General features: G+C 71.3%; 18 protein-coding genes. 13 read left to right on the plus strand and 5 right to left on the minus strand.

Annotated features, from left to right (window positions below; all coding sequences use genetic code 11):
• Positions 1–23 precede the first annotated feature (23 nt).
• Both ACFV9O_RS08265 and ACFV9O_RS08270 read right to left on the minus strand, forming a co-directional pair.
• Positions 24–1133, minus strand: coding sequence for a sensor histidine kinase (locus ACFV9O_RS08265; RefSeq protein WP_385413947.1), 1110 nt, complete (start codon positions 1131–1133; stop codon positions 24–26).
• Positions 1126–1947, minus strand: a complete 822-nt coding sequence (locus ACFV9O_RS08270; RefSeq protein ID WP_385413950.1) for a response regulator transcription factor — start codon at positions 1945–1947, stop codon at positions 1126–1128. The genes ACFV9O_RS08265 and ACFV9O_RS08270 overlap by 8 nt, the downstream gene beginning before the upstream one ends.
• Before the next feature lie 195 nt (positions 1948–2142).
• Here ACFV9O_RS08270 and ACFV9O_RS08275 point away from each other — a divergent pair, with 195 nt between their 5' ends.
• On the plus strand, positions 2143–2535 hold the full coding sequence (locus ACFV9O_RS08275) for a VOC family protein (RefSeq protein WP_385413952.1): 393 nt from the start codon (positions 2143–2145) through the stop codon (positions 2533–2535).
• Here the strand turns inward: ACFV9O_RS08275 and ACFV9O_RS08280 are convergent.
• Together ACFV9O_RS08280 and ACFV9O_RS08285 are read right to left on the minus strand one after the other, a co-directional pair.
• Positions 2475–3209, minus strand: coding sequence for a helix-turn-helix domain-containing protein (locus ACFV9O_RS08280; RefSeq protein WP_385413954.1), 735 nt, complete (start codon positions 3207–3209; stop codon positions 2475–2477). The genes ACFV9O_RS08275 and ACFV9O_RS08280 overlap by 61 nt on opposite strands.
• A 128-nt stretch (positions 3210–3337) precedes the next feature.
• Complete coding sequence (locus ACFV9O_RS08285) at positions 3338–4483, minus strand: YihY/virulence factor BrkB family protein (protein ID WP_385413956.1); 1146 nt, start codon at positions 4481–4483, stop codon at positions 3338–3340.
• Positions 4484–4500: 17 nt separating this feature from the next.
• Between ACFV9O_RS08285 and ACFV9O_RS08290 the strand changes: the two genes are divergently transcribed.
• Together ACFV9O_RS08290 and ACFV9O_RS08295 are read left to right on the plus strand one after the other, a co-directional pair.
• A complete protein-coding gene (locus tag ACFV9O_RS08290; RefSeq protein WP_385413958.1) occupies positions 4501–6135 on the plus strand; it encodes an acyl-CoA dehydrogenase family protein in 1635 nt (544 codons plus the stop codon).
• A 241-nt stretch (positions 6136–6376) separates the two neighbouring features.
• Positions 6377–7660 (plus strand): GAF domain-containing protein, encoded by a 1284-nt coding sequence (locus ACFV9O_RS08295; protein ID WP_385413961.1) that lies wholly within the window; start codon positions 6377–6379, stop codon positions 7658–7660.
• On the opposite strand, the gene ACFV9O_RS08300 is transcribed toward ACFV9O_RS08295, so the two are convergent.
• Positions 7632–7808, minus strand: a complete 177-nt coding sequence (locus ACFV9O_RS08300; protein WP_385413964.1) for a hypothetical protein — start codon at positions 7806–7808, stop codon at positions 7632–7634. The genes ACFV9O_RS08295 and ACFV9O_RS08300 overlap by 29 nt on opposite strands.
• Positions 7809–8054: 246 nt before the next feature.
• Here ACFV9O_RS08300 and ACFV9O_RS08305 point away from each other — a divergent pair, with 246 nt between their 5' ends.
• The 10 genes from ACFV9O_RS08305 to ACFV9O_RS08350 form a co-directional block, all read left to right on the plus strand.
• The gene (locus ACFV9O_RS08305; RefSeq protein ID WP_385413966.1) at positions 8055–8621 is read left to right on the plus strand and encodes a GNAT family N-acetyltransferase; all 567 of its coding nucleotides are present in this window, start codon (positions 8055–8057) and stop codon (positions 8619–8621) included.
• Between the two features lie 212 nt (positions 8622–8833).
• The gene (locus ACFV9O_RS08310) at positions 8834–8917 is read left to right on the plus strand and encodes a putative leader peptide (RefSeq protein WP_313879519.1); all 84 of its coding nucleotides are present in this window, start codon (positions 8834–8836) and stop codon (positions 8915–8917) included.
• Between the two features lie 126 nt (positions 8918–9043).
• Entirely contained in the window at positions 9044–10741 is a 1698-nt protein-coding gene (locus ACFV9O_RS08315) for a nitrite/sulfite reductase (protein WP_385413968.1), read from the plus strand.
• Between the two features lie 31 nt (positions 10742–10772).
• Entirely contained in the window at positions 10773–10952 is a 180-nt protein-coding gene (locus tag ACFV9O_RS08320; RefSeq protein ID WP_385413971.1) for a hypothetical protein, read from the plus strand.
• On the plus strand, positions 10949–11659 hold the full coding sequence (locus tag ACFV9O_RS08325; RefSeq protein WP_385413973.1) for a phosphoadenylyl-sulfate reductase: 711 nt from the start codon (positions 10949–10951) through the stop codon (positions 11657–11659). The genes ACFV9O_RS08320 and ACFV9O_RS08325 overlap by 4 nt, the downstream gene beginning before the upstream one ends.
• A complete protein-coding gene (gene cysC / locus ACFV9O_RS08330; protein ID WP_385413975.1) occupies positions 11659–12246 on the plus strand; it encodes an adenylyl-sulfate kinase in 588 nt (195 codons plus the stop codon). The genes ACFV9O_RS08325 and cysC overlap by 1 nt, the downstream gene beginning before the upstream one ends.
• Positions 12243–13196, plus strand: coding sequence for a sulfate adenylyltransferase subunit CysD (gene cysD / locus ACFV9O_RS08335; RefSeq protein ID WP_385413978.1), 954 nt, complete (start codon positions 12243–12245; stop codon positions 13194–13196). The genes cysC and cysD overlap by 4 nt, the downstream gene beginning before the upstream one ends.
• A 2-nt stretch (positions 13197–13198) precedes the next feature.
• The gene (locus ACFV9O_RS08340; RefSeq protein ID WP_385413981.1) at positions 13199–14548 is read left to right on the plus strand and encodes a sulfate adenylyltransferase subunit 1; all 1350 of its coding nucleotides are present in this window, start codon (positions 13199–13201) and stop codon (positions 14546–14548) included.
• A 228-nt stretch (positions 14549–14776) separates the two neighbouring features.
• On the plus strand, positions 14777–15907 hold the full coding sequence (locus tag ACFV9O_RS08345) for an aliphatic sulfonate ABC transporter substrate-binding protein (protein WP_385413984.1): 1131 nt from the start codon (positions 14777–14779) through the stop codon (positions 15905–15907).
• Positions 15908–15953: 46 nt separating this feature from the next.
• The coding region (locus tag ACFV9O_RS08350; RefSeq protein ID WP_385413986.1) for an ATP-binding cassette domain-containing protein at positions 15954–16237 on the plus strand (284 nt) is incomplete at its 3' end.

Genomic DNA, 16237 nt, shown 5'->3' on the forward strand with positions numbered 1-16237 from the left:
GATGTGACCTTGCAGACGTGACGTCAGCGTGCCGTCGGCAGCGTCACCTCGAAGCGGCAGCCACCGGTCACATTGCGCACATCGGCGCGCCCCTCGTGCGCCTCGACGATGCCCCGGACGATCGCGAGGCCGAGCCCTGCGCCCGCCGGAGGGGTCCTGGCCTGGCTGCCGCGCCAGCCGGTGTCGAAGACCCTGGGGAGGTCCTCCTCCGGGATGCCGCCGCAGCCGTCGGTCACCGACAGCACGACGGAGTCCTCGCGGCGCTCGGCGGCGACCGCGACCGTCCCGTCGGCCGGTGTCCGGCGGATCGCGTTGACCAGCAGATTTGCCAGTACACGCGTCATCTCCTTGCCGTCCACCTCGACCGGAACCCGCTCCACCCGGTCCCCGACCAGCCGCACCCCGTGCTCGCGCGCGAGCGGGTCGGCACCAGCGATGGCCTCGCCGACGAGGTCGTACACGGACATCCGCGTCGGCGTGAGCGCGAGCGCCCCGGCGTGGATGCGGGAGAGCTCGAAGAGGTCCCCGACCATGCCGTTGAGCCGGTCGACCTCGGTGCGGATCTGCTTGAAGTACCGTTCGGGGTCCTGCACGACCCCGTCCTCCAGCGCCTCGGACATCGCGCGCAGCCCGGCAAGCGGGGTGCGCAGATCGTGCGAGATCCAGGCGACGAGCTCCCTGCGGGAGGTCTCCAGCGCCCGCTCCCGCTCCCGTGACACGGCCAGCTTGGCGCTGGTCGCCTCGAGCTCCCTGCTCAGCTCGGCGAGCTCGGCCGTCGCGGCGCTGCCGGGCGCGGCAAAGCTTCCCGCCTCGCCGAACGTACGGGCCGCGAGGGCCAGTTCCCGGCTTCGCGCCACCACCCAGCGGCCGAGCAGCAGCGCGGTCGCGAGGGACACGACGGCGGCCATGGCGACGACCGTCGTGACGACGGTGAGGTCGTGCGTGGACAGGAACATCGCCTGGGCGACCGCGAGGGTACCGGCCAGCATCGCGAGCACGGTCACCGAGGCGACGACGGTCAGCGACACGGCGACCGACCGGTGCCGCAACAGGCGCAGGACGACGGCGCCGAGCAGTCCCGCAGCGGCCGCGCCCAGGAACGAGAAGAGCGCGATGAGGAAGAAGTCACGCACGCGGACCATCCCCTTCCGTTCCGCCGCCGGACCCGGACCCGGCCTCACCGGGGCGTCCTTCGCCGCGCGGTACGTCGAAGCCGCGTGGTACGTCGAAGCCGCGTGGTACGTCGAGGCCGCGCGGTACGTCGAAGCGGTAACCGACGCCCCACACCGTCTGGATGAGCCGCGGCCGGGCCGGATCGTCCTCGATCTTGCCGCGCAACCGCCGGACATGGACGGTGACCGTTGACAGATCACCGAACTCCCAGCCCCACACCTCGTGCATCAGCCGCTCCCGGCCGATGGCCTGCCCGGGATGGCGCATCAGATGGGCGAGGAGGTCGAACTCCCGTAGTGTCAGGGCCAGTTCCTGCCCGTCCTTCACCGCACGTCGGGCGGCCGGGTCCAGCGTGATGCCCGCGCTGCTGAGCACCGCGCCACCGCCGGCGGACTCTCCCACGGCGGCCGCCGCCCGGCTGCGGCGCAGTACGCACTCGACCCGCAGCACCAGCTCGCGCGGACTGAACGGCTTGGTGACGTAGTCGTCCGCGCCTACTTCGAGCCCCAGGATCCGGTCGTCCTCGTCACCGCGCGCGGTGAGCATGATGACCGGCACCTCGCCCTGGCCGCGGAGCCGGTGGCAGACCTCCAGTCCGTCCATGCCGGGCAGCATCAGATCCAGGACGACCAGGTCCGGCCATCGCTCCCCCGCCGCCCGCAGGGCCTGGGGCCCGTCGGCCGCACGGTGCACGGCGAAACCGGCGCGTTCCAGATAGCCGGTGACGACTTCGGCGACGGTGGGATCGTCGTCGACGACCAGGATGTTCTGCATGGGCCCAGTGTCGTCCGCCGCGCCCGGCGACGGTGCCCCGGGCCGCTTACGAAACCGTGACGGCGTACGGCCCTGGAGGACTCGGGCCCGGCCCGTACCGTATGACTCGGCAGTGCACGACGTCCGCTGCGCAGGCCTGCCCACAGGTCCGATTCGTACAAGACCGGCCGCCGGCACCTTTCCTACGGTGAGGGCATGACTCCACGACTCGATGCCGTCGGCCTGGTCGTCGCCGACATGGCCGCCTCTCTCGCCTTCTACCGGCGCCTCGGACTGGACATCCCCGCCGAGGCCGACTCCGCGCCGCACGCCGAGGCGACGCTGCCGAGCGGGCTGCGCGTGCTCTGGGACACCGAGGAGACCATCAGGTCCTTCGATCCCGGCTGGACCAGGCCCGAGGGCGGTGACCGCGTCGGGCTCGCCTTCCTCTGCGACAGCCCCGCCGAGGTGGACAGGTTGTACGAGGACCTCGTCGCGGCAGGCCATCGCGGCCACCTCAAGCCCTGGGACGCCTTCTGGGGGCAGCGCTACGCGATCGTGCTCGACCCGGACGGCTCCGGCGTCTCGCTGTTCGCCAACGCGGCATAGGCGCCGAGCGTGAGCCCGGTCAGATCCCGCATCTCCCGTGCGAGGTGCGCCTGGTCGGCGCAGCCGGCGGCGAGCGCGGCCTGCGCGTAGGGCACTCCGGCCCGTACGTGCGCCAGCGCCCGCTGCAGCCGCAGCACCCGGGCGAGCGTCTTGGGCCCGTACCCGAAGGCGTCCAGTGATCTGCGATGCAGCTGACGCGCGCCCAGCCCCACGGCATCGGCGGTCGCGGCGACGCTCCGCCCGGCGTTCAGCCCGTCGACGACGGCGCGCAGCAGCGGGTCGGGCGGTGGCCTGTCGACGGCGTGCCGCAGCGCCACGGCCTCCAGCTCCGTCACCGGGTCCGGCGCGTCCGTGATGCGTTCCGCCAGCCGCCGTACGTCCTGCGCGGGCCACAGGTCCGTGAGGTCGACGCGCAGGTCGCGCAGCTCGTGCGCCGGCACGCCGAAGAAGGCGGGCGCGGCGCCGGGCGCGAACCGCACGCCCGCGTACCGGGCGGCCGGGCCGTCGCCCGGGGTCTGCGCGTGGGTGTCAGGACCGGCGACGAGCAGCCGCCCGTCGGTCCACAGCAGGTCCATGCACCCGTCGGGCAGCACGGGCATGACCGGCCCGGGGCCGGACTCCAGGCGGCTCCAGACGACGGCCCCGTCGAGCCGCGACGGCCTCTCCGCATACACCCTTCCGAGGCTAGGGCCCGCCTCCCCGATCCGCCCTGACTCGGCCCGATCCGGCCCATGATCCGGCCTGACTCGGCCCGCTCCGGCCTGCGCCGGAACACGCCCCGGACGCTCCACGCCGTCTTCGGCTATTCCTTTTCCCGGTTGTCCCGCCCGGTGTGCAGCCGGGACCTCACGTCGTCCGGGGGCAGGAACTTCGACCAGCGCTCGGGGAACTCCGACGGCATGTCCCCGCCCCACCCGCCCTCGCCCTCGTCCGAGTCCTCGCTCTCCCCCTCCGCCAGCCGGGCCCGCGCCACCAGCTCGGCGGCGTGGGCGGCGCGGACGCGCTCGTTGGCGGCACGGGCGGCGGCCGTGGCGACGGACGGCCAGACGCGGTCGATGGCGGCGTTGACCGCGGCGCCGACCAGGACCGCGAAGGCGGAGATGCCGATCCACAGCAGTACGGCGATGGGAGCGGCGAGCGAGCCGTAGATGGTGGGGCCCTCGACGGTGCTGGTGAGGTAGATCCGCAGCAGGAAGCTGCCGAGCACCCACATCGCGAGGGCGACCAGCGCGCCCGGGATGTCCTCGACCCACGGGGAGCGGACCGGCACGGACACGTGGTAGAGCGTGGTGAGGAAGGCGATGGACAGCAGGATCACCACCGGCCAGTACAGGATGCTGACGACTTCCGTGCCGAACGGGACGAGTTCGACGAGGCGGTCGGGACCCACGACCGCCAGCGGCAGCACGACCGCGCCGATCAGCAGCGCGATGATGTAGAGCAGGAACGCCAGCAGCCGGGTGGCGACGATGCCGCGCTGGCCGTCGAGCCCGTACATCACGGTGATCGTGTCGATGAAGACGTTCACGGCCCGCGATCCGGACCACAGGGCGATCGCGAAGCCGAGCGAGATGACGTCGGGCCTGCCGCCGCGGGTGACGTCCTCCAGCAGGGGTTTGGCGATCTCGTTGACGCCGCGGTCGGACAGGACCGTCCCGGCCGCACCGAGGATGTTCTCCTGGATGGAGGCGACGGTGGTGGTGCTCGTCCAGTTGTCGACGTATCCGAGGAGTCCCAGCACGCCCAGCATCAGCGGCGGCAGGGACAGCAGGGTGAAAAACGCCGCCTCCGCCGCGAGTCCGAGGATCCGGTACTCGATGCACGAATTCACGGTGTCCTTCAGCAGCAGCCAGGCGAGCTTCCGCTTGGAGACATTGCGGTAGAGGACCCGGACCCGGTGGAGACGGCCGGAGGGGCGCCGCTCGGGTGTTTCATTTGCTGCCTGCACCTCCTTACCGTATCGGCATGGCGACCAGCACCCACACAGTGACCAACCAGCCCCCGCCCCTGGTGGGGTATGACGTCTTCGCGGCGGACCGGGCGCTCGCCGAGGCGGTGGAACGTCATCTTCCGCCCGAACTCCTCGACACCGCGCGTGAGGAGCTGTCGCAGCTGGGCCGTGCGGCCGGCTCGGCCCAGGCCCAGCAGTGGGGCGTGCAGGCCAACGAGAATCCCCCGGTGCTTCGCACGCACGACCGGTACGGCAACCGCATCGACGAGGTGGACTTCCATCCGGCCTGGCACCGGCTGCTGGGCAAGGCGGTCACCTCGGGGCTGACGAACGCCTGGGGCAGGCCCGGGGGGCATGTGCGGCGCGGGGCCGGGTTCCTGGTGTGGTCGCAGGTGGAGGCGGGGCACGGCTGCCCGGTGTCGATGACGCACGCGGCGGTGCCCGCACTGCGCACGGACCCGGCGCTCGCGGACGTGTGGGAGCCCCTGCTCACCTCACAGGTGTACGACCAGGGGCTGCGGCCGCCGGCCCGGAAGACCGGTGTCCTGTTCGGAATGGGCATGACGGAGAAGCAGGGCGGCAGCGACGTACGGGCCAACACGACCCGGGCGGTGCCGCTGGCCGCGGCCGGCGAGTACGCGCTGACCGGACACAAGTGGTTCTGCTCGGCACCGATGAGCGACGGCTTCCTGGTGCTCGCACAGGCCCCCGGGGGTCTGACGTGCTTCCTCGTGCCGCGGGTGCTGGACGACGGCTCACGGAACGTCTTCGCGATCCAGCGACTCAAGGACAAGCTGGGCAACCGGTCGAACGCGTCGAGCGAGGTCGAGTTCGACGCCACCTGGGCGCGCCGGGTCGGCGACGAGGGGCGCGGGGTGCGCACCATCATCGAGATGGTCGCGGCGACGCGGCTCGACTGCGTGCTCGGCTCCGCGGCGCTGATGCGCCAGGCCGTCGCCCAGGCGGTCCACCATGCCGCGCACCGCAGCGCGTTCGGCGGACTGCTCATCGACAAGCCGCTGATGCGGAACGTACTGGCCGATCTGGCGCTGGAGTCGGAGGCGGCGACGGTACTGGCGATGCGGCTGGCCGCGGCGTACGACTCCGACGGCGAGGCCGACCGGGCGCTGCTGCGGCTCGCGGTGCCCACGGCCAAGTACTGGGTCACCAAGCGGTGCACGCCGATGACGGCCGAGGCCCTGGAGTGCCTGGGCGGGAACGGCTACGTCGAGGAGTCCGGGATGCCCCGGCTGCTGCGGGAGTCGCCGCTCAACTCGATCTGGGAGGGGTCGGGCAACGTACAGGCCCTGGACGTGGTGCGGGCGCTGCAGCGGGAGCCGCGGGCCCTGGACGCGTTCCTGCAGGAGGTCGGGCGGGCGCGGGGCGCCGACCACCGGCTGGACGGCGCCATCAAGGCGATGCTGACCGAGCTGGCCGATCTGGAGACCGTGGAGGTACGGGCGCGGCGGCTGGTCGAGCGGATGGCGCTGGTGCTGCAGGGGTCGCTGCTGGTGCGCTGGGCGCCGCCCGAGGTCGCGGACGCGTTCTGCGCCTCGCGGCTGGGCGGGGACTGGGGGGCGGCGTTCGGGACGCTGCCGCACGGGCTCGACCTGGCGGCGGTGGTGGAGCGAGCACGCGTCGAGCGGTGAGCGGCGGCTGCGGGAATCCCCCGGGTGACGAAACAGCCGAGGGTGGTGCTGCGCCGACACGGCACCACCCTCGGCTGTTGTCACCTTCGTGCACCGGACTGTTGTTTGCCAGAGTTGCAGACCGTTGCAGGAGATATGCGAACCGGCCCTCCGGGGGCCTGCACGAGCGGCACGATGGGACCCACGACCGAACCAGCACCACGATCAGCGCATTCGGTGTCGCGCGCGGCGGGGGGTACCGATGAGGAACACAGATCTCGACATGACACGGCTCGCCACCATGGACGCCGCCCATGCGAACCGCCTGCTCCATCAGGTGCGCGCCGCCACCCTGGCCGGCCGGCGCCCGCCGATCGCGCCCCGGCCGGTCATCGACGCGTCCTGGCAGCGCATGTTCCGCCTCGGCGTCGACCCGGACCGGGACACCAGCAGCGTGCTGCTGGAGCCCGACGAGCTGGAGCACCGGCGGCGGGCGACCGTGCTGGGCGAGGTCATGCGCACGCTGAGCGGCGGGCTGACCGAGATCGCCGACGCGTCGTTGCAGATCATGGTGGTGACGGACGCTCAAGGCCGGGTGCTGTGGCGCGAGGGCAACGCGGGTGTCATGCGCAAGGCCAACACCATCTGTCTGGAGGAGGGCGCCGCCTGGAGCGAGGACACCACCGGCACGAACGCCATCGGCACGGCGCTCGCCGCACGTCGGCCCGTGCAGGTCCACTCGGCCGAGCACTTCGTGCACACCCTGCACAACTGGACCTGTGCCGCGGCCCCGGTGCACGATCCGCGCGACGGGCAGTTGCTCGGCATCGTCGACGTCAGCGGGCCGGCCTCCAGCTTCCACCTGGCGACGCTGGCCCTCGTCAACTCGGTGGCGCAGCTGGCCGAGGCGGAGCTGCGGGACCGGCATCTGCGGACCGTGGAGCGGCTGCGCTCGGTGGCCGCGCCGATCCTGTGCCGGCTCACCGGCCGGGCGGTGGCCGTGGACCTGCACGGCTGGACGGCGGCGGTGACGGGCATGGCGCCCGTGGACCGGCTGCCGCTGCCCAAGTCCTTCCGGGCGGGCCGGGTCTGGCTGCCGTCGCTGGGCATGTGCACGGTGGAGCCGCTGCCTGGCGGCTGGCTGGTGCGTCCCGACGAGGCGAGACCGGCGGAGACGGCGAGCCGCGTCGTCCTCGACGTCAGCCGCCCCCGCCGCTGGACGGTCGCCGTCTCCGGCCCCGCCGGCAGCTGGACCCAGGAACTGAGCCCGCGCCATGCCGAGCTGCTGTACGTGCTGGCCAGGCACCGGGAGGGACGTACGGCGGCCGAGCTGGCGGCCGACGTCTTCGGCGATCCGACGCGCACGGTGACCGTGCGCGCGGAAATGTCACGTGTGCGGCGCTATCTCGCGGGGGTGCTGTCGCACCGTCCGTACCGCTTCAGCGAGGAGGTCGAGGTGGAGGTCGTACGGCCCGGCCACCCGGCGGACCTCCTGCCGCACTCGTCGGCGCCGGCGGTCAACGAGGCGCGGCTGACGGGCGCATAGCGGCCGTCCCGGGCCCCGGCCACGGCCCGCGTCGGCTCTCGATGAACTGGTGGTCGGCGGTGATCCGGCCGGCCTCGCCCAGCACCACGACCTCCAGGCCCACGCCCGCCACCTCCCCGTCCGCCATCGCCTCCCAGTGGACGTTCACGACGTCGTGCAGCCGCTCCGCGTCCTGGCACGCCCGGTGGTGAGCTGCGGCTGCTCACCGCGCTCACCCGGTTCGGTACGGCGGTGGACGTGACGGTCGCCGAGCCGAGGATGGAGGCGTTCCTCCCGGCCGACGAGGAGACGGCCCGGCTGCCGGCGGGCCGGGCGGGGCGGAGCGGCTGACACGGGCGGAGCGCCGGCGCCCGGCTTTTTGGTCCCGGGCCGCCGACGTGGTTCCCTGGCGGCCATGAGCATCACTGTGACCACGTGGTCCCTGGAGCAGACCTCGTCCGCCGATCTGCGCGCGGCCGCAGAGCCCTCGGGAGACGTGCGGATCGTACGGGCCGAGGTGCCGTCGCCCGAGTTCAGCCGCTTCCTCTATACGGCTGTCGGTGGCGACATCCGCTGGACCGACCGGCTCGGGCTGACGTACGCGCAATGGGACGAGGCCGTGAACCGGCCGGGCGTGGAGACCTGGGTGGCGTACGAGAAGGGGACGCCGGCCGGGTACATCGAGCTGGAGGCGCAGGACGAGGGCGCCGTCGAGATCGTCTACTTCGGGCTCGTCCCGGCCTTCCGGGGCCGGCGGATCGGTGGTCATCTGCTGTCGTACGGGACCGCCCGCGCCTGGGACCTGGCCGAGCGCTGGCCGGGGCGGACGCCGACGAAGCGGGTGTGGCTGCACACCTGCTCCAAGGACGGGCCGCACGCCATGGACAACTATCTGCGGCGCGGCTTCACGCTGTTCGACACCAAGGTCGAGGAGGAGCCGGAGGTCGAGGTCCCCGGCCCCTGGCCCGGCGCCCGCGCCTGACCGAGCGCCCGATCCGGCCCGGCGCGCGCCCCTGGCCCAACGCCTGTCCCTGGCCCGGCGCCCGCGCCTCACCCGGCGCTCACCCCCCGACCCGGCGTGCGCCGACCGGGTCCGTGGTGACCGAGGACACACTGTCTCGTGATGCGGGACAGTGTTGTCCACATTTTGGATAACGGTGGACTGGGTCCAAAGTCCCGTGACACGCTTCCGTCATGTCTCGAGCTGGAATTGCCTTGGTGAGTCGGCGGCACGTCGACCTCGGCCGCATGTCCAGCGCCATCTGTCCGGCGAGCTGACAGAACAGCCCAGCCGCACTCCCGAGCATCCCCCAGCCTTCTGCGCACCGCCGCGCCGTACTCCGTTACGGGCCGCGAGTGTGCAGGTCAGAGCCGCCCTCCTGCAGTCCCGAAGGACATACCGCCATGGCCGCCATCCCGGAAAAGCCCACTACCGCCACGCCCCGCCGCAAGGCCGGTCGCCACCGCGGCGAGGGCCAGTGGGCCGTTGGCCACATGACACCGCTGAACGCCAACGAGCAGACCAAGAAGGACGACGACGGTCTCAATGTGCGGACACGCATTGAGACGATCTACGCCCATCGTGGCTTCGACTCGATCGACGGCGCGGACCTGCGCGGCCGGATGCGCTGGTGGGGGCTCTACACCCAGCGCAAGCCCGGGATCGACGGCGGAAAGACCGCGATCCTGGAGCCGGAGGAGCTGGACGACGAGTACTTCATGCTGCGCGTCCGGATCGACGGTGGGCGGCTGACCACCGAGCAGCTGCGGGTGATCGGCGAGATCTCCCAGGAGTTCGCGCGCGGCACCGCCGACATCACCGACCGGCAGAACGTCCAGTACCACTGGATCCGCATCGAGGACGTCCCCGAGATCTGGAACCGCCTGGAGGCCGTCGGCCTGTCGACGACCGAGGCGTGCGGTGACACGCCACGTGTCATCCTCGGCTCGCCCGTCGCCGGTATCGCCGAGGACGAGATCATCGACGGCACTCCCGCCATCGACGAGATCCACCGCCGCATCGTCGGCAACAAGGACTTCTCCAACCTCCCCCGCAAGTTCAAGTCGGCGATCTCCGGCTCCCCGCTGCTCGACGTGGCGCACGAGATCAACGACGTCGCCTTCGTCGGCGTGAACCACCCCGAGCACGGCCCCGGCTTCGACCTCTGGGTCGGCGGCGGTCTCTCCACCAACCCCAGGATCGGTGTCCGGCTGGGCGCCTGGGTGCCGCTGGACGAGGTCCCGGACGTGTACGAGGGCGTCATCTCGGTCTTCCGTGACTACGGCTACCGCCGGCTGCGCACCCGTGCGCGGCTGAAGTTCCTGGTCGCCGACTGGGGCGCCGAGAAGTTCCGCCAGGTGCTCGAGGACGAGTACCTGAAGCGGGGGCTCGTCGACGGCCCGGCGCCCGAGCAGCCCGTGCAGCAGTGGCGCGACCACGTGGGTGTGCACCGGCAGAAGGACGGCCGCTTCTACGTCGGCTTCGCGCCGCGCGTCGGCCGCGTCGACGGGGCCACCCTCACCAAGATCGCCGAGGTGGCGGAGGCGCACGGCTCCGGCCGGGTCCGTACCACCGCCGAGCAGAAGATGCTCGTCCTCGACGTCGAGGAGTCGCAGGTCGAGTCGCTCGTGGCCGGTCTGGAGGCGCTGGACCTGCGGGTCAGCCCGTCCCCGTTCCGGCGCGGCACGATGGCCTGCACCGGTATCGAGTTCTGCAAGCTCGCCATCGTCGAGACCAAGGCCCGTGGCGCCTCGCTGATCGACGAACTCGAGCGCCGCATCCCCGAGTTCGACGAGCCGATCACGATCAACATCAACGGCTGCCCGAACGCCTGCGCCCGTATCCAGGTGGCGGACATCGGTCTCAAGGGCCAGCTGGTACTCGACGAGGGCGGCAACCAGGTCGAGGGCTTCCAGGTGCACCTGGGCGGTGCGCTCGGTCTGGAGGCCGGCTTCGGCCGCAAGGTCCGCGGCCTGAAGGTCACCTCCACCGAGCTGCCCGACTACGTCGAGCGCGTCCTCAAGCGCTTCCAGGCGGAGCGCGAGGACGGCGAGCGCTTCGCGACCTGGGCGGCGCGTGCCAGTGAGGAGTCACTGTCGTGAGCGTCGGCGAACGGCAGCGGAAGGAGGGGTCATGAGTGAGCGCGCGGCCCCCTTCTACTGCCCGTACTGCGGCGACGAGGACCTGCGTCCGAGCGAGCAGGGCCATGGCGCCTGGGAATGCGCGGCATGCAATCGAGCCTTCCAGCTGAAGTTCCTCGGGCTGCTCGCCCGTGGGGTTCAGCGCAACGACACGGGAGGGAACGGGATATGACGGCGGTTCGGACGGAACGGACGAAGGACGAGCTCAAGTCGCTCGCCGAACAGGCCGGGCGGGACCTCGAAGAGGCCTCCGCCCTCGACATCCTGCGCTGGGCGGCGGAAACCTTCGGTCCGCGCTTCTGCGTCACCTCCTCCATGGAGGACGCGGTCGTCGCGCACCTCGCCTCGCGCGCCTTCCCCGGCGTCGATGTCGTCTTCCTCGACACCGGCTACCACTTCCCGGAGACCATCGGCACCCGGGACGCGGTGGAGGCCGTGATGGACGTCAACGTCATCACGCTCACGCCCCGCCGGACGGTCGAGGAGCAGGACGCCGAGTACGGCCCCGCGCTGCACGACCGCGACCCGGACCTGTGCTGCGCGCTGCGCAAGGTCAAGCCGCTGGAGGAGGGCCTGACCGCGTACGACGCCTGGGCGACGGGACTGCGCCGCGACGAGTCCCCGACCCGGGCGAACACCCCCGTCGTCGGCTGGGACGAGAAGCGGCAGAAGGTCAAGATCTCGCCGATCGCGCGCTGGACGCAGGACGACGTGGACGCGTACGTCGCCGAGCACGGCGTCCTCACCAACCCGCTGCTGATGGACGGTTACGCCTCCGTCGGCTGCGCCCCCTGCACCCGCAGGGTGCTGGAGGGCGAGGACGCCCGGGCCGGCCGCTGGGCGGGCCGCACCAAGACCGAGTGCGGGCTGCACGGCTGATGACGACGACGAACGACGACCTGAAGCTGAACGTGAACCATCGGGAGAAGCGCGTGACTGGGGCCACCATCTGGCTCACCGGACTGCCGAGCGCGGGCAAGACGACCATCGCGTACGAACTGGCGGGCCGGCTGCACGACGAGGGCCACCGCGTCGAGGTGCTCGACGGCGACGAGATCCGCGAGTTCCTCTCCGCGGGCCTCGGCTTCAGCCGCGAGGACCGCCACACCAACGTCCAGCGGATCGGCTTCGTCGCCGAGCTGCTGGCGTCGAACGGCGTCAAGGTCCTGGTCCCGGTGATCGCCCCGTACGCCGACAGTCGCGAGGCCGTCCGCAAGCGCCACGGCGCCGAGGGCACGTCGTACGTCGAGGTGCATGTCGCGACTCCGGTCGACGTGTGCTCCGTACGCGACGTGAAGGGGCTGTACGCCAAGCAGGCCGCGGGCGAGATCAGCGGGCTGACCGGGGTCGACGACCCGTACGAGGAGCCGGAGTCCCCGGACCTGCGGATCGAGTCGCACACCCAGACCGTGCAGGAGTCCGCGGCGTCGCTGTATGCGCTGCTCACCGAGAGGGGACTGGCATGACCACGAGCGTCAACCACGCGAGCGGGACGGTGAGCGGTTCCGGGGACGACAGCCCGTACGCGCTGACGCACCTGGACGCGCTGGAGTCCGAGGCGGTGCACATCTTCCGCGAGGTGGCGGGCGAGTTCGAGCGGCCGGTGATCCTCTTCTCCGGCGGCAAGGACTCCATCGTCATGCTGCACCTCGCGCTGAAGGCGTTCGCGCCCGCCGCGATCCCCTTCTCGCTGCTGCACGTGGACACGGGGCACAACTTCCCCGAGGTCATCGAGTACCGCGACCGCACGGTCGCCGAGCACGGACTGCGTCTGCACGTCGCGTCCGTGCAGGAGTACATCGACGCCGGCAAGCTCCGCGAGCGCCCCGACGGCACCCGCAACCCGCTGCAGACGGTGCCGTTGACCGAGGCCATCCAGCAGCACCGCTTCGACGCCGTCTTCGGCGGCGGGCGGCGCGACGAGGAAAAGGCCCGGGCCAAGGAGCGGGTGTTCTCTCTGCGTGACGAGTTCTCGCAGTGGGACCCGCGGCGTCAGCGCCCCGAGCTGTGGCAGCTCTACAACGGGAGGCACGCGCCGGGCGAGCACGTCCGCGTCTTCCCGCTGTCCAACTGGACCGAGCTGGACGTGTGGCAGTACATCGCCCGCGAGGGGATCGAGCTGCCCGAGATCTACTTCGCGCACGAGCGCGAGGTGTTCAAGCGGGCCGGCATGTGGCTGACCGCGGGCGAGTGGGGCGGTCCGAAGGACACCGAGACGGTGGAGACGCGGCTGATCCGCTACCGCACCGTCGGCGACATGTCCTGCACCGGCGCCGTCGACTCCGACGCGACGACGCTGGACGCCGTGATCGCCGAGATCGCCGCCTCCCGGCTCACCGAGCGGGGCGCGACCCGCGCCGACGACAAGCTGTCCGAGGCCGCGATGGAAGACCGCAAGCGCGAAGGGTACTTCTAGACATGACCAGCACAGCCAATCCGGCCGAACAGCTGGCCGAGCAGCTGTCGGCCACCACCCTGCTGCGCTTCGCCACCGCCGGGTCCGTCGACGACGGCAAGTCCACCCTGGTGGGCCGGCTGCTGCACGACTCCAAGTCGGTGCTCGCCGACCAGCTGGAGGCCGTCGAGCACGCCTCCCGCTCCCGCGGCCAGGACGCGCCCGACCTCGCGCTGCTGACCGACGGTCTGCGGGCCGAGCGGGAGCAGGGCATCACGATCGACGTGGCGTACCGCTACTTCGCCACGGCCCGCCGCCGGTTCATCCTCGCCGACACCCCCGGGCATGTGCAGTACACCCGGAACATGGTCACCGGCGCGTCGACGGCCGAGCTGACGGTGATCCTGGTCGACGCCCGCAACGGCGTCGTCGAGCAGACCCGCCGGCACGCCGCCATCGCCGCCCTGCTGCGCGTCCCGCACGTCGTCCTCGCCGTCAACAAGATGGACCTCGTCGGCTACGAGGAGTCCGTCTTCGCCGCCATCGCCGAGGAGTTCACGGCGTACGCGAGCGAGCTGGGCGTCCCGGAGATCACCGCGATCCCGATCTCGGCGCTCGCCGGTGACAACGTCGTGGACGTGTCCGCGAACATGGACTGGTACGGCGGCCCGACCGTGCTGGAGCACCTGGAGACCGTGCCGGTCAGCCACGATCTGACGAGCTGCCACGCGCGTTTCCCGGTGCAGTACGTGATCCGTCCGCAGACCGCCGAGCACCCGGACTACCGCGGCTACGCGGGTCAGATCGCGGCCGGTACGTTCCGGGTCGGCGAGAGCGTGACCGTCCTGCCGTCGGGCCTCACGTCGAAGATCGCGGGGATCGACCTGCTCGGCAAGCCGGTGGACGTCGCCTGGACGCCGCAGTCGGTGACGCTCCTGCTGGAGGACGACATCGACATCTCGCGCGGCGACATCGTCGTGCCGAGCGGTGACGCGCCCGCGACCACGCAGGACGTCGAGGCCACCGTCTGCCATGTCGCCGACCAGCCGCTCACCGTGGGCCAGCGGGTGCTGCTGAAGCACACCACCCGCACGGTCAAGGCGATCGTCAAGGAGATCCCGTCGCGCCTCACGCTGGACGATCTCTCCCAGCACCCGGCTCCCGGGCAGCTGGTGGCCAACGACATCGGCCGGGTCCGTGTCCGTACCGCCGAGCCGCTGGCGCTCGACGCGTACGCGGACTCCCGCCGTACCGGGTCGTTCCTGCTGATCGACCCCGCCGACGGTACGACCCTGGCGGCCGGCATGGCGGGCGAGGCCTTCGCCACCGCCGACGCCGCGCCCGCACAGGACGACGAGGGGTGGGACTTCTGATGGCGGTCGACGTGTACGCGACCTTCGCGAAGGAGGGCGGCCGCGTGGGCAGCGGCGTCCTCGGCGCCGGCACGGGAGGTGTCGCGCGATGTGCCCGATGACAGGCGCGATGCCCCGAACGCACCACACCAGACGAAGACAGAGACCAGCCGAACTCCCGGCCGCGTCCCGACATACCCGGAGTCACCGGGGGACGTGAGCACCGGGCCACCGAGAGGAACACCTCCCGTGTCTGCCACCCGTACGAGCCGTAGCACGACCCGTACCACCCTGCGCCGCAGCGTCGTCGCTGCCGCCGTCCTCCCGCTGCTGGCCGTGGCGCTCACCGCCTGCGGCTACGGTTCCACGGCCGACGACGACAAGAAGACCGAGGTGGCCGCCAAGGGCGAGAAGCTCTCCGCCGAGAACGTCCGCATCGGCTACTTCCCGAACCTCACCCACGCCACCGCGCTGGTCGGCATCCAGGAAGGCCTGATCCAGAAGGAGCTCGGCGGCACCAAGATCGTGTCCCAGACCTTCAACGCCGGCCCGTCCGAGATCGAGGCCCTCAACGGCGGATCGCTCGACATCGGCTTCATCGGCCCCTCGCCGTCGATCAACGCCTACGTGAAGTCCAAGGGCAAGAACCTGCGGATCATTTCCGGCGCCGCCTCCGGCGGGGTGAAGCTCGTCGTCAACCCGGACAAGATCAAGACCCTGGACGACATCAAGGGCAAGAAGATCGCCACTCCGCAGAAGGGGAACACGCAGGACGTGGCGTTCCTCAACTGGATCGCGGACAAGGGCTGGAAGGTCGACTCCGAGAGCGGCAAGGGTGACGTCTCCGTCGTCCGCACGGACAACAAGGTGACCCCCGACGCCTACAAGTCCGGCTCGATCGACGGCGCCTGGGTGCCCGAACCGACCGCCTCCAAGCTGGTCTCCGAGGGCGCGAAGGTCCTCCTCGACGAGGCCACCCTGTGGCCCGGCAAGAAGTTCGTCATCACGAACATCATCGTGTCGCAGACGTTCCTGAAGGAACACCCGGACGTCGTCGAGGCCGTGCTGCGCGGCACGGTGAAGACGAACGCGTGGATCAACGCCAACCCGGACAAGGCCAAGGCCTCGGCCAACGCCCACCTGAAGGCGGAGACCGGGAAGGAACTCGCCGCCAAGGTCATCGACCCGGCGTGGCCGAGCATCCAGATCACCGACGACCCGCTGGCCGCCACGCTCAAGACGCAGGCCGACTACGCCGTCAAGGCCGAGCTGATCAAGCAGCCCGACCTGAACGGCATCTACGACCTGACGCTCCTCAACAAGGTCCTGAAGGCCGCGGGGAAGCCCGAGGTCTCCGACGCCGGTCTCGGCGCCAAGTAGCCCGCAGTCCCTGACCGTTTCCCGTTGTTCCCAGGAGGTGACGACCATGGCCACCACGTTCGCCAAGGCTGCCGAGGGCACCGCCACGGTGTCGCACGCCGCCCGGATCGAGCACGTCTCGAAGTCCTTCTCCGGCCCGGCCGGATCGCAGCTCGTCCTGGACGACATCAGCCTGGATGTCGCGCCCGGCGAGTTCGTCACCATCCTGGGAGCCTCGGGCTGTGGCAAGTCCACGCTGCTCAACCTGGTCGCCGGGCTCGACCGGCCGACCGCCGGGTCCATCGAGACGCCCGGCGGGCGGCCCGCCCTGATGTTCCAGGAGCACGCCCT

The sequence above is a fragment of the Streptomyces sp. NPDC059909 genome (genome assembly GCF_042730885.1).
GTDB lineage: Bacteria > Actinomycetota > Actinomycetes > Streptomycetales > Streptomycetaceae > Streptomyces.

Excerpts from the sequence above, each read along its gene's own strand:
- cysC (WP_385413975.1), top strand. The coding sequence starts at position 11,659 with ATGACGACGACGAACGACGACCTGAAGCTGAACGTGAACCATCGGGAG.
- ACFV9O_RS08320 (WP_385413971.1), top strand. The coding sequence starts at position 10,773 with ATGAGTGAGCGCGCGGCCCCCTTCTACTGCCCGTACTGCGGCGACGAG.
- ACFV9O_RS08310 (WP_313879519.1), top strand. The coding sequence starts at position 8,834 with ATGTCTCGAGCTGGAATTGCCTTGGTGAGTCGGCGGCACGTCGACCTC.
- ACFV9O_RS08275 (WP_385413952.1), top strand. The coding sequence starts at position 2,143 with ATGACTCCACGACTCGATGCCGTCGGCCTGGTCGTCGCCGACATGGCC.
- ACFV9O_RS08305 (WP_385413966.1), top strand. The coding sequence starts at position 8,055 with ATGAGCATCACTGTGACCACGTGGTCCCTGGAGCAGACCTCGTCCGCC.
- ACFV9O_RS08315 (WP_385413968.1), top strand. The coding sequence starts at position 9,044 with ATGGCCGCCATCCCGGAAAAGCCCACTACCGCCACGCCCCGCCGCAAG.
- ACFV9O_RS08270 (WP_385413950.1), bottom strand. The coding sequence starts at position 1,947 with ATGCAGAACATCCTGGTCGTCGACGACGATCCCACCGTCGCCGAAGTC.
- ACFV9O_RS08340 (WP_385413981.1), top strand. The coding sequence starts at position 13,199 with ATGACCAGCACAGCCAATCCGGCCGAACAGCTGGCCGAGCAGCTGTCG.
- ACFV9O_RS08290 (WP_385413958.1), top strand. The coding sequence starts at position 4,501 with ATGGCGACCAGCACCCACACAGTGACCAACCAGCCCCCGCCCCTGGTG.
- ACFV9O_RS08295 (WP_385413961.1), top strand. The coding sequence starts at position 6,377 with ATGAGGAACACAGATCTCGACATGACACGGCTCGCCACCATGGACGCC.
- ACFV9O_RS08325 (WP_385413973.1), top strand. The coding sequence starts at position 10,949 with ATGACGGCGGTTCGGACGGAACGGACGAAGGACGAGCTCAAGTCGCTC.
- cysD (WP_385413978.1), top strand. The coding sequence starts at position 12,243 with ATGACCACGAGCGTCAACCACGCGAGCGGGACGGTGAGCGGTTCCGGG.